The sequence below is a fragment of the Roseospirillum parvum genome, from assembly GCF_900100455.1.
Taxonomy (GTDB): Bacteria; Pseudomonadota; Alphaproteobacteria; order Rhodospirillales; family Rhodospirillaceae; genus Roseospirillum; species Roseospirillum parvum.
Map to the genome: position 1 here is coordinate 409,502 of NZ_FNCV01000002.1, position 14,506 is coordinate 424,007.

At 70.0% G+C, this 14,506-nt stretch carries 9 protein-coding genes; 4 read left to right on the plus strand and 5 right to left on the minus strand.

Going from position 1 to position 14,506, the window contains the following annotated elements; genetic code table 11:
- Nucleotides 1–236 precede the first annotated feature (236 nt).
- Complete coding sequence (locus BLR95_RS04840) at nt 237–1,904, plus strand: thiamine pyrophosphate-dependent enzyme (protein ID WP_092616256.1); 1,668 nt, start codon at nt 237–239, stop codon at nt 1,902–1,904.
- 545 nt (nt 1,905–2,449) lie between these two features.
- Here BLR95_RS04840 and BLR95_RS04845 read toward each other — a convergent pair.
- The gene (locus BLR95_RS04845; RefSeq protein ID WP_245689249.1) at nt 2,450–3,016 is read right to left on the minus strand and encodes a DUF3035 domain-containing protein; all 567 of its coding nucleotides are present in this window, start codon (nt 3,014–3,016) and stop codon (nt 2,450–2,452) included.
- 73 nt (nt 3,017–3,089) lie between these two features.
- On the minus strand, nt 3,090–4,226 hold the full coding sequence (locus BLR95_RS04850; protein WP_092616258.1) for an Mrp/NBP35 family ATP-binding protein: 1,137 nt from the start codon (nt 4,224–4,226) through the stop codon (nt 3,090–3,092).
- Nucleotides 4,227–4,448: 222 nt separating this feature from the next.
- On the opposite strand from BLR95_RS04850, the gene hflK reads away from it, so the two are divergent.
- The 3 genes from hflK to BLR95_RS04865 are packed head-to-tail and all read left to right on the plus strand — an operon-like array spanning nt 4,449 to nt 6,691.
- Nucleotides 4,449–5,621, plus strand: a complete 1,173-nt coding sequence (gene hflK / locus BLR95_RS04855) for an FtsH protease activity modulator HflK (RefSeq protein WP_245689250.1) — start codon at nt 4,449–4,451, stop codon at nt 5,619–5,621.
- Entirely contained in the window at nt 5,618–6,496 is an 879-nt protein-coding gene (gene hflC, locus BLR95_RS04860) for a protease modulator HflC (RefSeq protein WP_092616263.1), read from the plus strand. Before hflK ends, hflC begins: the two co-directional genes overlap by 4 nt.
- Before the next feature lie 6 nt (nt 6,497–6,502).
- The gene (locus BLR95_RS04865; RefSeq protein WP_245689251.1) at nt 6,503–6,691 is read left to right on the plus strand and encodes a DUF2065 domain-containing protein; all 189 of its coding nucleotides are present in this window, start codon (nt 6,503–6,505) and stop codon (nt 6,689–6,691) included.
- Nucleotides 6,692–6,766: 75 nt separating this feature from the next.
- Here BLR95_RS04865 and glgB read toward each other — a convergent pair whose 3' ends face one another.
- The 3 genes from glgB to BLR95_RS04880 are packed head-to-tail and all read right to left on the minus strand — an operon-like array spanning nt 6,767 to nt 14,484.
- Nucleotides 6,767–8,977 (minus strand): 1,4-alpha-glucan branching protein GlgB, encoded by a 2,211-nt coding sequence (gene glgB, locus BLR95_RS04870; protein ID WP_176787619.1) that lies wholly within the window; start codon nt 8,975–8,977, stop codon nt 6,767–6,769.
- 44 nt (nt 8,978–9,021) lie between these two features.
- Nucleotides 9,022–12,411 carry a maltose alpha-D-glucosyltransferase gene (treS, locus tag BLR95_RS04875; RefSeq protein ID WP_092616269.1) on the minus strand — a complete coding sequence of 1,130 codons (3,390 nt, stop codon included), beginning with the start codon at nt 12,409–12,411 and terminating at the stop codon, nt 9,022–9,024.
- A 54-nt stretch (nt 12,412–12,465) separates the two neighbouring features.
- Nucleotides 12,466–14,484: an alpha-1,4-glucan--maltose-1-phosphate maltosyltransferase gene (locus BLR95_RS04880; protein WP_092616272.1), complete on the minus strand. Its 2,019-nt coding sequence runs from the start codon at nt 14,482–14,484 to the stop codon at nt 12,466–12,468.
- Nucleotides 14,485–14,506 lie beyond the last annotated feature (22 nt).

Below are 14,506 nucleotides of genomic sequence, written 5' to 3' on the forward strand. Positions count from 1 at the left end.
CGGCCGGTGCCCACCGGCCCAGGTGTTTCACAGGTGATTCACAGGTGACTCACGGATGGTTCCCAGGTGGCTCACAAGTGGTTCAAGGTAAAAACACTCCCTGGCCCAGAGATAACCCCTGGCCCCGGTGAACGCAACGCGCGGCGGGCCGTTTTCCGCCCCAACCCATTGCCCCGGCAGGCGGGTTGGGAGTAAAGCCATGGCGCCCACCCCCTCTTGATGACGGGACCCAGCCCATGACCGCCACCGCCCCGACCGGAGCCCGCCTGCTGGTCCGCTGTCTGGCCGACCAGGGCGCCGAGCGCATTTTCGGCGTGCCCGGGGAAAGCTTCCTCGGCGTGCTCGACGCGCTGCTCGACTACCCGGACCTGGAATACGTCACCTGCCGCCAGGAAGGCGGCGCCGCCATGATGGCCGAGGCCCACGGCAAGCTGACCGGGCGCCCCGGGCTGTGTCTGGTCACCCGCGGCCCCGGCGCCACCAACGCCTGCGCCGGGGTCCACGTGGCGGCCCAGGACTCGACCCCGATGATCCTCATGATCGGCCAGGTGGACCGCGCCATGCTGGGGCGCGAGGCCTTTCAGGAAATCGACTTCGGCCAGATGTTCGGCCCGCTGGCCAAGTGGGTCGGCCAGGTGGACGACGCCGCCCGCCTGCCCGAGCTGATCGCCCGCGCCCACGCCAGCGCCATGAACGGCCGCCCCGGGCCGGTCGTGCTGACCCTGCCCGAGGACATGCTGAGCGGCCCCGCCGACTGGCCCGAGCGCCGCCCGGGTCGCGTCGAGCCGGCCCGCGCCGCCCCCCGTCCGGCCGACGTGGAAAACCTGTCGGCCCGCCTGACCGCCGCCCGCCGGCCCCTGCTGCTGGTCGGCGGCGGTGGCTGGACGGCCGCCGCCAGCACCCACCTCAAGACCCTGGCCGAAGCCTCTGACCTGCCGGTGGCCGCCGCCTTCCGGCGCCAGGACTGCCTGGACAACACCCACCCCTGCTACGCCGGGCATGTCGGCATCGGCATCGACCCGGGGCTGGCCGAGCGCCTCGCCGAGGCCGACCTGATCGTCGCCGTCGGCCCCCGCCTGGGCGAGATGACCACCGGCGGCTACAGCCGCCTCACCGTTCCGACGCCGGCCCAGGGGCTGGTCCACGTCCACCCGGACGGCGACGAACTGGGCCGCGTCTATCAGGCCGATCTGGCCATCCAGGCCCACCCGGAACCGCTGCTCGCCGCCCTCGCCGCCGCCCCGCCCCTCCCCGGGCCGGCGCGCGACCCGGCTTGGCGCGCCGCCTGCCGGGCCACCGTCGATGCCTTCTCGGCCCCGCCCCCGGCCCCCGCCCAGGGACCCGATCTGGCCGCCCTGATGGGCCACCTGCGCCAGCACCTGCCCGACGACGCCATCCTCTGCAACGGGGCCGGCAACTACGCCATCTGGCTGCACCGATTCTTCGCCTGGCGCCAGTACGGCACCCAGCTCGCCCCGACCAGCGGCTCCATGGGCTACGGCCTGCCCGCCGCCATCGCCGCCGCCCTGGCCCGCCCGCAAACCCCGGTCGTCGCCCTGGCCGGCGATGGCTGCCTGATGATGACCGTCCAGGAATTGGCCACCGCCATCGCCCGACACGCCAACCTGCTGCTTCTGGTGGTCAACAACGCCAACTTCGGCACCATCCGCATGCACCAGGAACGCCGCTTCCCCGGCCGCGTCAGCGCCACCACCCTGACCAACCCCCGCTTCGCCGAGATGGCCCGAACCTTCGGCGCCAAAGCCTGGCAGGCCGACACCACCGAAAGCGCCCGAACCGCCCTGAGCGAAGCCCTGAATGCCGAGGGCGTGCGCGTCCTGGAACTGATCTGCCCGACCGACCAACTGACCCCAACCGCCACCGTCAGCAACCCGCGCGGGTGAGGGAAACCAGCAGTGGCCCCGGCTTGAAGCCGCCTTGCGGCGGCTTTATGGGGCGCTGCCCCGCGCGCGCCCCGAGGCCGGCACTTGCCGGCCGACGACGGCGCGCGCAAGCCAACGAATCAAAGGGGCGCCGCCCCTTTGAACCCCGCCGGGGACCCTTTTGGGTCCCCGGACCCCTATTGACTTAATCGGGGGGCCCATTGCCGGTCGTGCCCTGAGGCACGGATGGGTTTTCCGCACGCCGGCCTTTGGCCGGCGTGCAAACAACAAGATTCTTCCGAAACACGCCGGATGCGCGAATCAGCTCAACGCCTGAGGAGGCTGTTGTTGGAGGTTGTTTCGCAGGCCAGCGAAGCTGGCCTGCACCCAAACACCATGCAGACTTGGCACCACGTTCGCGATGCGCACCAACGAAATGGCGGGGGTCCGGGGGATCGCCTTCGATCCCCCGGTGGGGGTTCGGGGGCAAGGCCCCCGTTTTGCAAGGTGTGGGGGTTCGGGGGCAGAGCCCCCGTTTATCCAGCCGCGCGCCTCCGTTCGGGGGCTCAGAAGATCCCTTCCAGCAGGGCTTTCTTGCGGCGTTCGATGGTCGGGGTTTCGCCGGTGGTGATGGCGCGACCGAGGGCCTGGTTTTCGCGGATGCGCTGGGATTCCTTGTCGGCGTCGACGACGGCGCCGAAGGGGATCTGGTCGTCCCAGAACATCAGGCGGTCGGTGAATTCTTCCGACTCGGCGGCCAGGGCGGAGGTTTCGCGATCGACCACCTGGCGGATGTTGTCCACGTTGCGGTCGGTGCCGGCCAGTTTGAGCAACGCCTGTTCGCCGCGCGAGAAGTCGTTGCGGCTGTAGCCGGCGCCGCCGGCGCCGAGCACGGTGTTGCGGGCCTGATCGCGGGTGGTGCCTTCCTGGGGCCGTGGGGCGCCGGGTTCGGGGGGCCTCAGGTCGTATTCCGGTGGCACGGCGAGGGGGGCGCGGGCGACGACGGCGAATTCGTCGGGTGGCCGGCGCTCCAGGCCGAGGGTTTTCTTGGCGTTGCTGCAGCCAGTGAGGCCGCCGCCGAGGAGGCCGGCCACAAGCACGCCGCCGAGGATGAGGACAGGGGATCGCCGCACGGGTCGGACCTTTCGCCAAGGATGGTCGTAACGAGAAGCTTTAAGCGATCCCCGGGCCTGGATCAAGGGAGCCTCAGGAGACGGTGATCGCGGGCATGGGCTGGCCGTCGTCGCCCTCCAGGGTGTCCTTGAGGGCCTGGGCGATGGCGGCGTAGGCCTTGGCGTGGGGGCTGTCGGGCTCGGCGACGACGATCGGCGTGCCGGCGTCGGAGGTTTCGCGGATCCTGATGTCGAGCGGGATCTCGCCAAGGAACGGGCAGTCCATTTCCTCGGCCGTGCGCTTGGCGCCGCCATGGGCGAACAGTTCCTCGCGGTGGCCGCAGTTGGGGCAGACGTAATAGCTCATGTTCTCGATCAGGCCGAGCACCGGCACCTCGACCTTGCGGAACATGTTGAGGCCCTTGCGGGCGTCGAGCAGGGCGATGTCCTGCGGGGTGGAGACGATCACCGCGCCGGACAGCGGCACCCGCTGGCTGATGGTGAGCTGGGTGTCGCCGGTGCCGGGCGGCATGTCGATCACCATGACGTCCAGTTCGCCCCACTCGACGTCGCGCAGAAGCTGCTCGAGGGCGCCGATGACCATCGGCCCGCGCCAGATCACCGGGGCGTCCTCGGGCACCATGAAGCCGATCGACATGATCTTCAGGCCGTGGTTCTCGAGCGGCAGGATGGCGCTGTCGGTGGTCGTCGGCTCGGCCCCGGCGAGGCCCAGCATGCGCGGCATGGAGGGGCCGTAGATGTCGGCGTCAAAAAGCCCCACCTTGAGGCCCAGGCGCGACAGGGCGAGGGCCAGATTGGCCGCCGTGGTCGACTTGCCGACCCCGCCCTTGCCGCTGGCCACGGCCACGATGTGGCGCACCGAGCCCAGGGCCAGCTTGCCGTGCAACGCCTGCTGGCCCCTGGGTCCGCCCTCCTCGGGCGCCCCACCGCCAGCCTGCCCACCACCCTGCCCACCACCCTGGCGCTGGGCGGTCAGGACGGCGGTGGCGGTGAGCACCCCGGGCAGGGCGTGCACGGCCTTTTCGGCCGCCGCGCGCACCGGCTCCATTTCCGGGCCCAGTTCGGGCGGCACTTCCAGGGTGAAGGTGACGTGGCCATCGCGGATCACCACCTCGCCGACCCAGCCGGCCGAGACCAGATCCGAGCCGCTGTCGGCGTGGATGATGCTGCGCAGTTCGTCCAGAATCCGTTCGCGGGTGATCTCGGCCATGTCGTTGCTGTTCCTGCTCGCCAAGGGTCTTCGGGGAGGGCGCGCGGCGGCGCCCGCAAAAGCGGACCCTACCCCCTCGCGCCGGGTGCGGAAAGGCCCCATATGGGGTGCGCCCCGGCCGGCTGTACAGAGTCCCGTCCGGTGGCCTATAACCCTTGGCAATCCTTGGGGGGCCGGCCGGCTCTCCCGACCCCAATCACGACTTCGAGGGCGGAGCAGACAGTGAAAGTTTTCAATCAGCAGGGCGGCCCGTGGGGCGGCGGCCCGGGTGGCGGCAGCCCCTGGGGCGGCGGCGGCAACGGTAACGGCGACGGCCGCAACCCGTGGGGCGGTGGTGGTGGTGGCGGCGGAGCGCGCCGGCCCAATCCCCCGCCGCCGGACATCGAGGACATGCTGCGCAAGGGCCAGGAGAAGCTGAAGAGCCTGTTCCCCGGCGGCATGGGCGGCAAGGGCATCGCGCTGGCGGTGATCATCGTCGTCGCCGCCTGGGCGGCCACCGGCTTCTACCGCGTGCAGCCCGACGAACAGGGCGTGGAGCTGCTGTTCGGCGCCTTCATGAAGACCACCAGCCCGGGCCTGAACTACTGGTTCCCGGCCCCGGTGGGCGATGTCATCAAGCCCAAGGTGACGGTGGTCAACAGCATCCAGATCGGCTTTCGCGGCAGCCCCGACGGGCGCGGCAACTTCACCGTGGCCCGCGACGTGCCCGAGGAAAGCCTGATGCTGACCGGCGATCAGAACATCATCGACGCGCGCTATGTGGTGCAGTGGCAGATCGCCGACGCCGGCAAGTTCCTGTTCAACATCCGCGACCCCGAGGTGACCATCAAGGCGGCCGCCGAAAGCGCCATGCGCGAGGTGGTCGGCACCCGCACCCTCGATTCGATCATGACCGAGGGCCGCGGCGAGGTGCAGTTCGAGGCCAAGGCGCTGATCCAGGAAATCCTCGACAGCTACAAGGCCGGGGTGAGCATCACCGGCGTGCAGATGGACAAGGCCGACCCCCCGAAGGAGGTCATCGACGCCTTCAACGACGTCCAGCGGGCCCGCCAGGACAAGGAGCGTCTGCAGAACGAGGCCCAGGCCTACCGCAACGACATCCTGCCCCGGGCCAAGGGTCAGGCGGCGCGCGTGGTGCAGGCGGCCGAGGCCTACAAGGCCGAGGTGATGGAGCAGGCCAAGGGTGAGGCGCAGCGCTTCGACGAGGTCTACGACAGCTACACCACGGCCCGCGAGGTGACCCGCCAGCGCCTGTTCCTGGAAACCATGCAGGACGTGCTGGGCAATTCCGACAAGGTGATCATCGACCCGTCGGCCGAGGGCGGCCAGGGGGTCACCCCCTATCTGCCGCTGCCCGAAGTCCAGAAGCGCCGCACCGGAGGTGACCAGCGATGAAGAATATCGGACTCCTCGTCTTCGGGGTGATCGCGGTGGTCGCCGCCGTCATCCTGTCGAGCAGCCTGTTCACCGTGCAGCAGACCGAACAGGCCATCGTGTTGCGCTTCGGCAACCCGGTGCGGCTGGAAGAAGAGCCGGGCCTCAAGTTCAAGGTGCCGATGGTCGAGACGGTGCTGTTCTACGACAACCGCATCCTGCCGCTTGATCCGCCGGTGTTGCAGTTGCCGCTGGCCGACCAGAAGCGCATCAACGTCGATGCCTTCGCCCGCTTCCGCATCGTCGACCCCCTGGAGCTCTACAAGACGGTGCGCGACGAGAACGGCCTGCGCAACCGCTTCGGCGACATCCTCAATGCCCAGGTGCGAAATCAGGTGGCCAAGGCCCAGTTGATCGACCTTCTGGGCGACCGCCGGGTGGCGGTGATGGACGCCATCACCCAGGCGGTGCGCGAGCAGGCACCGACCTATGGCATCGAGGTCATCGACGTGCGCATCGGGCGCACCGACCTGCCCACCGAGACCAGCCAGTCGGTGTTCGACCGCATGCGCTCCGAGCGCGAGGCCCAGGCCCGCAAGCTGCGCTCGGAAGGCCAGGAGCTGAAGGACCGCATCGAGGGTGAGGCCAACCGCGACAAGGCGATCATCCTGGCCGAGGCCGAGCGCACCGCCCAGGGCCTGCGCGGCGAGGGCGACGCCGAGCGCAACCGCATCCTCGGCAAGGCCTACGGGCGCGACCAGGAGTTCTTCCGCTTCTACCGCACCCTTCAGGCCTACCGCGAGGGCATCGGCGACGGCGGCGCCACCCTGGTCCTGTCGCCCAACAGCGAGTTCTTCCGCTACTTCGGTCAGGACGCCGATGCCGAGGCGCGGTAGGGCCCGGTGAGCGACCATCTGTGGATGGCGCTGGCCCTGGTGCTGGTCATCGAGGGCCTGCTCTACGCCCTGCTGCCGGAGACCATGCAACGCATGATGCGCCAGGTGCTGGAGATGCCGCCCGAGACCCTGCGCTGGGCTGGCCTCGCCGCCGCCGCCACCGGGGTCGCCGCCGCCTGGTGGCTGCACGGCTGAGGCGGCCGGACACCACACAAAAAAGGCTCCCGATCCTGGCGGATCGGGAGCCTTTCCTTTTCGGCCCGCGCCCGGTCAGGGGTTGACCGGTTGCAGCCAGACGGTGGCCAGCGGGGGCAGGGTGAGGAGCAGCGAGTGGGGACGGCCGTGGCCTTCCACCGGCTCGGAGTCGACCAGCGGGCCGTTGCCCACGCCGCTGCCGCCGAAGCGGCTGTCGTCGGTGTTCAGCCGTTCGTGATAGGCCCCCGGCCAGGGCACGCCGACCCGGTAGCCCTGCAACACCTGGGGCGTCAGGTTGGCGACGCAGACAATCGGCGCGCTGCCGTCGCGCGGCCAGCGGATCCACGACAGCACGCTGTTGTCGGCGTCCGAGCCGTCGATCCACTCGAAGCCGCGGGGGTCGAAGTCCTGCTGGTAGAGGGCCGGGGTGGCCACGTAAAGCCGGTTCAGCTCGCCCACCAGATCCTTCACGCCGCGATTGAGCGGGTCCTCCAGCAGGTGCCAGTCGAGGCTTTGGTCCTCGTCCCACTCGCGCTCCTGGCCCAGCTCGCCACCCATGAACAGAAGCTGCTTGCCCGGATGGGCCCACATGAAGCCGTAGTAGGCCCGAAGGTTGGCGAACTTCTGCCAGCGGTCGCCGGCCATGCGGCCGAACAGCGAGCCCTTGCCGTGCACCACCTCGTCATGGCTCAGCGGCAGGATGAAGTTCTCGTTGAAGGCATAGAGCAGGCCGAAGGTGAGCTGGTTCTGGTGCCAGCGGCGGTGGATGGGGTCCTTCTTGAAGTATTCCAGGGTGTCGTGCATCCACCCCATGTTCCACTTGTAGCCGAAGCCCAGGCCGCCCAGGTAGGTGGGCCGGCTGACCATCGGCCAGGCGGTGCTTTCCTCGGCGATGGTCATCGCCCCGCGCCCCAGCTCGTAGACCAGCTCGTTCAGGCGCTTCAGGAAGTCGATGGCTTCCAGGTTCTCGTTGCCGCCGTGCTGGTTGGGGATCCACTCGCCGTCCTGACGCGAGTAGTCGAGGTAGAGCATCGAGGCCACCGCGTCGACCCGAAGGCCGTCGATGTGGAACTGCTCGATCCAGTACAGCGCGTTGGCGATCAGGAAGTTGCGCACCTCGATGCGGCCGAAGTTGTAGATCAGGGTGTCCCAGTCCATGTGCCGGCCCTTGCGCGGGTCGGCGTGTTCGTAAAGGTGGGTGCCGTCGAACAGGCCCAGCGCGTGGGCGTCGGTCGGGAAGTGGCCGGGCACCCAGTCGATGATCACCCCGATGCCGGCGTTGTGGCAGCGGTCGATGAAGCGCTTGAAGGCGCTGGGGTCGCCGAAGCGGCTGGTCGGCGCGTACAGGCCCACCGGCTGATAGCCCCAGGAGCCGTCGAAGGGGTGCTCGTGGATGGGCAAAAGCTCGATGTGGGTGAAGCCCAGGTCGCGCACATAGGGCACCAGCCGGTCGCCCAGCTCGTCGTAGCTCAGGAAGCGGTGCTCGTCCTCGGGCACCCGGGCCCACGAGCCGAGATGCACCTCGTAGATGCTCATCGGCCGATCGAGGCCGCCGGCCGCCGCCTCGCGGGCCCGGATCCAGCCCTCGTCGGTCCACGGGAAGTCGGTCAGGCCATGGACGATGGCGGCGTTGGCCGGCCGCTTCTCGCCGTAAAAGCCGTAGGGGTCGAACTTCAGCGGCAGCAGGCTGCCGTCGGCCGCCCTGATCTCGAACTTGTACAGCGCCCCGGCGACGAGGTGGGGAATGAACAGCTCCCACAGCCCGGCGCCGCCGCGCGAGCGCATCATGTGCACCCGGCCGTCCCAGTCGTTGAAGTCGCCGACCACCGAGACCCGGCGCGCGTTGGGGGCCCACACCGCGAAGGCCACCCCGGGCACCCCCTCATACACCGTGGGATGGGCCCCCAGGCGCTCGTAGGGGCGCTGGTGGGTGCCCTCGGCGATCAGGTAGACGTCGGTCTCGCCGAGCCAGGGGGGGAAGCGGTAGGGGTCCTCGACCACCGCCGTCTCGCCGCCCACGGTGCGCGCCAGCCGGTAGGGAAACCACGCCTCGCGCCCCGGCACCTCGGCGGCGAACAGGCCGTCGGGGTGGACCTTGGCCAGCGCGACCAGGGGGCTGTCGTCGGCCGCGTCGAGCAGGGTCAAGGCCTCGGCCCGGGGGTCGAAGACGCGGATCACCAGCACCCCGTCGCCGCGCCGGTGCAGACCGAGCAGGGTGAACGGATCGTGGGCGTCGGCGGTGACGATGGCCGTTTCGGTGGCCTTGTCGACCAGTTTGCGGGGCATGAGGCCTCCAGTGGGCATTCAGAAAAGAGGAACGGGGGGGACGGTCAGTCCACCGGCTGAGCCAGCAGGTGGGCCAGCCCGCCCAGCGGGATGGACAGCCAGTCGGGCCGGTTGGCCGCCTCGTAGGCGATTTCATAGAGCGCCTTGGTCAGGCTCATCAGGTCGATCAGGGCGGGGTCGAGACCCAGCCCCGGGCAGCCCTCCACGGCTTCGGCGTAGCCGTCGAGGAAGGCGGCGCGGGTTTCCGCCTGCCACGCCTCGGCATGCGGCTTGAGACGGGTCAGGATGTCGGTGCCGGCCTCGGCCTGACGGTCGGCCTGGGCGAACAGGGCGGCCCAGGCGGCGTAGTCGAAGCTGCGCAGCATCCCGGCCACGTCGGCCATCGGAGTGCCGCGGGCCCGCCGGCGGTCCAGCGAGCGGGCCGGCTCGCCCTCGAAGTCGAGCAGGAAGAAGTCGTCCTTGGCGATCACCACCTGACCCAGGTGCAAATCGCCATGCAGGCGGATCAGCCGCCCGGCGCCGCCGTGGCGGGTCGGATCGGCCAGCTCGGCGATACGCTGCTTGACCGCCTTCCAGTCGTCCAGCCGGGCCGTGATGTCGGCCGCCAGGGGGCTGTCCCCGGGCAGCCGACCGACCATGCGCTTCAGCGCCTGACGGGCCGCCCGGGCCTGGTCACCCGCCGCCTCGGCCCAGGCTTCCAGGGCCTTTGGCGTCAGCGGCTCGGGGGCGAAATCGGGGGCCTCGTCGGCGTGCCGCGCGCCGGCCTCGGCCAGGGCGCGGTGCAACTCGCCGATGCGCCGCCCGAGGGTGGCGATCAGGCTCATGAAATAGGCGTGGCGCGGTTCCTCCTCGGGGCCCGGCGGGGCGGCCGTCGGCTCCTCGGGCAGCAGCTCCACCTCCTCCAGGAAACGGTCCAGGTAATCGAGGGTGAATGACCAGCCGTCGCCCTGGTTGGCCACGTAGGCCTGGAGGATGGCGCAGGCCGCCGCCCCGCCCTCGCCGGGCAGGGTCAACTCGGCGTGGCCGAGCACCGCCGGGATGTTGGCGTAGCCGGCCCGGTCGGTCAGGAAGCGGCCCATCTCCACCTCCGGGTGGATGCCCGGTTCCAGGCGCCGGTAAAGCTTCAGGATGTGGCCCTCGCCAACCCGAAGCGAGGTGTTGGACTGGTCGGCCCCCAGACGCTGCACCTCGGCCTCGGGCTCGAAGGTCACGCCGGCGGCGGCGCTGGTCGGATGGGCCACCAGCTCGGCCCCCTCCTCGCCCGGGTGGCGGGCCCCGGCCAGGATGTCGGCGGCCAGCCGGCGCACGAAGCCAAGGTCGCCCAGCGCCGCGTCGACCAGCAGGCCGGCCCGGGCGCCCTGGCGGGTCTTGGCCACGGCGAAGGCGGCCAGATGCTCCTGCGGGTCCTGGTCGCGGCTTTCCCAGGCGGCGGCCAGGGGCAGGAAGTAGAGGTGGCTGTCCTCGCCCTCGCCGACCCGCCAGGCGGCGGCCAGCGGCGCCGTTTCGCCGCGCCCGGCGGGCACTTCGACGCGGGCCGCCGCCGCCACCTTGGGCCGGCCCAGGCCCTTCAGGCCAAACCAGCGCTGGCGGGGCAGGAAATCGGGCAGGGCGGTGTTGGTCAGGGTGTCGAGGCCCTTGCCCTGGCCCAGGCCGCCGGTCTTGCCCAGCACCAGGGTGACGAACTCGGGCAGCACCGGGGGCTGCGGCTCGTGCCAGATCGGCGCCTCTTCCTCCTCGGCCAGCAGGAACCAGTAGAAGGCGTAGGCCGGCAGGGTGACGAAGTAGGGCAGATCGCCGATCGGCGGAAAGGCCGAGCGGCCCATCAGCTCGACCGGCACCCGGCCCTTGAAGGCCGACAGATCAAGCTCCACCGGCTGGGCGGCGCGCGACAGGTTGGCGACACACAGGATGGTCTCGCCCGACCCGCCGTCGGCCTCCTCGACGCGGCGCAGGTAGGCCAGCACCTTGCGGTTGCCGGGGTAGAGGAAGTCGAGGTGGCCGCGGCCGAATGCCTTGTGCCGCCGGCGCACGGCGATCAGCCGGCGCATCCAGTTGAGCAGCGAGGAGGGGTTGGCCGCCTGGGCCTCCACATTGACCGTGGCGAAGCCATAGATGGCATCCTGGATGGCCGGCAGGTAAAGGCGCTGCGGATCGGCCCGCGAGAAGCCGCCGTTACGGTCGCTGCTCCACTGCATGGGGGTGCGCACGCCGTCGCGGTCGCCCAGGTAGATGTTGTCGCCCATGCCCAACTCGTCGCCGTAATAGACGATGGGGGTGCCCGGCATGGACATCAACAGGCTGTTCAGAAGCTCGATCTTGCGCCGGTCGTTGTCGACCAGCGGGGCCAGCCGGCGGCGGATGCCCAGGTTGATGCGCGCCCTGGGCTCGGCGGCGTAGTAGTTCCACAGGTAGTCGCGCTCGCGGTCGGTGACCATTTCCAGCGTCAATTCGTCGTGATTGCGCAGGAAGATGGCCCACTGGGCGGTGGCCGGGATGTCCGGCGTCTGGCGCATGATGTCGGTGATGGGATGGCGGTCCTCCTGGGCCAGCGCCATGTACATGCGCGGCATCAGGGGGAAGTGGAAGGCCATGTTGCACTCGTCGCCGGGGCCGTCGCCGAAGTAGGGGCGCACGTCCTCGGGCCACTGGTTGGCCTCGCCGAGCAGCATGCGGCCCGGGTAGTGCTCGTCGATCCAGGCGCGCAGGCGTTTGATGATGGCGTGGGTCTCGGGCAGGTTCTCGTTGTTGGTGCCGTCGCGCTCGACCAGATAGGGGATGGCGTCGAGGCGCATCCCGTCGACCCCGGTATCGAGCCAGAACTTCATCACCCGGATCACCTCGTCGAGCACCCGGGGGTTGTCGAAGTTGAGGTCCGGCTGGTGGCTGAAGAAGCGATGCCAGTAGTACTGCTGGGCCACCGGGTCCCAGGTCCAGTTGCTGGTCTCGGTGTCGGTGAAGATGATCCGCGTCTCGGGCCATTTGCGGTCGTCGTCCGACCACACATAGAAATTGCGGTGGGCCGAGCCCGGCTTGGCCCGCCGGGCCCGCTGGAACCAGCGGTGCTGGTCCGAGGTGTGGTTGATGACCAGCTCGGTGATCACCTTCAGGCCGCGCGCGTGGGCCGCCTTGACGAAGGCCTTGAAGTCGGCGAGCCGCCCATAGGCCGGGTGCACCCCCTTGTAGTCGGCGATGTCATAGCCGTCGTCGCGCAGCGGCGAGGGGTAGAAGGGCAGCACCCACACCGCGTTGACCCCCAGGCTGACCAGATAGTCCAGCTTCTGGGTCAGGCCGGCGAAGTCGCCGATGCCGTCGTTGCTGAAGTCGAAGAACGCCTTGACGTGCAACTGATAGATGACCGCGTCCTTGTACCACAGGGGATCGTCCTGCGGGGCGGGGTCACCGGTGTGCCGGGGCGTGGGGCGGGGATGCGACATGACGGCGAACGAAGTCCTGGCAAGGCGGGCAGGAGGGGCGGGGCCACAATATCCCTAACCGTAGTAGGGGTCCACGTAACTGACCGAGGCCCACGGGGTGATCTTGAAGGCCAGCCACGGCTGTTCTTCCGGGTCCAGGGTGACGGTGTGCTCGGCGCCGCGCCACAGGCGGCGCCGGCCGCTCGCCAGATCGCGCACCTCGAAGGGCTGCCCGGGGCCCACCCCCATGCGCTCCAGGGGGAAGCTCAAGGTGGCCCGGCGCGGCTCGAAGGGGTCCAGGCTGACGGCGACGAAGACCATGTCGCCGCCCCCGGGAAGGATGCGGCTGAAGAACAGCACGCTGTCGTCGTCGGCCGGATGGAAGGTCAGGGTGGCCGGGTCGGCGAAGGCCGGATGATCGCGCCGGATGCGGTTGAGGCGGGCCAGATCGGCCTTGATGTGGCCCGGGGCGTTCCAGTCGCGCACCCTGATCTGGTACTTCTCGCTGTCCAGGTACTCCTCGCGCCCCGGCAGGGCGGCGTTCTCGCACAGCTCATAGCCGTTGTAGATGCCATAAAGGCTGCCCAGCAGCGCCGCCAGGGCGGCCCGGATGCGGAAGGCCGGACGGCCGCCCCGTTGCAGGAACTCGGGCAGGATGTCGGGGGTGGAGGGGAACAGGTTGGCCCGCATCACCTCGACATGGGGCGGGCGGGTCAGCTCCTCGAAATAGGCGATCAGCTCGGGCTTGAAGTTGCGCCAGGTGAAGTAGCTGTAGGACTGGCTGTAGCCGACCTTGGCCAGCATCAGCATCATCGGCGGACGGGTGAAGGCCTCGGCCAGGAAGATGGCGTCCGGGTGGCGGGCCTTCACCTCGCCGATCAGCCATTCCCACATCGGCACCGGCTTGGTGTGCGGGTTGTCGACCCGGAAGATGCGCACCCCGCGCCGGCACCAGAACAGGAAGACCTCGCGCAGGGCGGTCCAGATGGCCTCGGCATGGGGGCCCATGAAATCCAGGTTGACGATGTCCTGGTACTTCTTGGGCGGGTTCTCGGCATAGCGGATGGAGCCGTCCGGGCGCCACTGGAACCACTCCGGATGCTCATCGATCCACGGATGGTCGCGGCTGCACTGAAAGGCGATGTCGAGCGCCAGGGCCAGCCCGTGGTCGGTCGCCGCCCGGACCAGCCGGTCGAAATCCTCGAAGCTGCCAAGGTCGGGGTGGATGGCGGTGTGCCCCCCCTCCGGCCCGCCGATGGCATAGGGGCTGCCGGGCTCGCCGGGCTCGGCCGGAAAGCTGTTGTTGCGCCCCTTCCTGAAGCGCGGCCCGATGGGGTGGATGGGCATCAGGTAGAGCACATCGAAGCCGAGCGCCGAGATTTCCGGCAGCCGGGCGATGACGTCATCGAAGGTGCCGCCGCGCGTGGGGTCGTCGGTCTGCGAGCGCACCGCCACCTCGTACCAGGCGGCGAAGCGGGCCAGGGTCGGCTCGACCACCACCTCGAGCGCCGGTTCCTGGACCACCGCCCGGGTGCGGTCGGCGTGGCGGGCCATCAGCTCGGCCACGTCGCCATGCAGCAGGCGGCGCACCCGCTCGACCACCTCGCGGTGGGCCGCCGCCTCACCCAGGATGCCGGTCAGGCAGCGGGCGTCCTCGTCCGCCCCGGCCGCCTCGGCGCGGCGCGCCGCCGCCTCCATCAGGTGGCGGCCCTCGATCAGCTCCAGATCGAGCGCCTGGGCGGCCTTCAGGCGGGCGGTGATGTCGCGGCTCCAGGTGGCCCAGGCGTCGTCCCAGGCGACCACCCGGTAGTCCCAACGCCCGAGGGCGGTCAGCGGCAGCTCGCCGCGCCAGCGGTCGAGGCCCGGCTCGACCAGGGTCATCGGCACCGCCGACCACGCGGCATCGGGCCGGGGCCGGCTTTCCAGAACCACGCCCAGCACCCCGTGACCGTCGCGGAAGACCTCGGCGGTGACCGTGAGCAGATCGCCCACCACCCGCTTCACCGGATAGCGGCCACCGTCCACCGAGGGCGTGACGTTCTGGATGACAATCGGCTGGGAGACGGTGGGGAAAGGCGTCGGGCAAGGCGTCATGGGCGGTCTTCGCGTTGGGGCG

Bases quoted from the DNA above. Each gene is read 5' to 3' on its own strand.
- BLR95_RS04840 (WP_092616256.1), top strand. From the start codon at position 237: ATGACCGCCACCGCCCCGACCGGAGCCCGCCTGCTGGTCCGCTGTCTG.
- BLR95_RS04850 (WP_092616258.1), bottom strand. From the start codon at position 4,226: ATGGCCGAGATCACCCGCGAACGGATTCTGGACGAACTGCGCAGCATC.
- hflC (WP_092616263.1), top strand. From the start codon at position 5,618: ATGAAGAATATCGGACTCCTCGTCTTCGGGGTGATCGCGGTGGTCGCC.
- glgB (WP_176787619.1), bottom strand. From the start codon at position 8,977: ATGCCCCGCAAACTGGTCGACAAGGCCACCGAAACGGCCATCGTCACC.
- treS (WP_092616269.1), bottom strand. From the start codon at position 12,411: ATGTCGCATCCCCGCCCCACGCCCCGGCACACCGGTGACCCCGCCCCG.
- BLR95_RS04880 (WP_092616272.1), bottom strand. From the start codon at position 14,484: ATGACGCCTTGCCCGACGCCTTTCCCCACCGTCTCCCAGCCGATTGTC.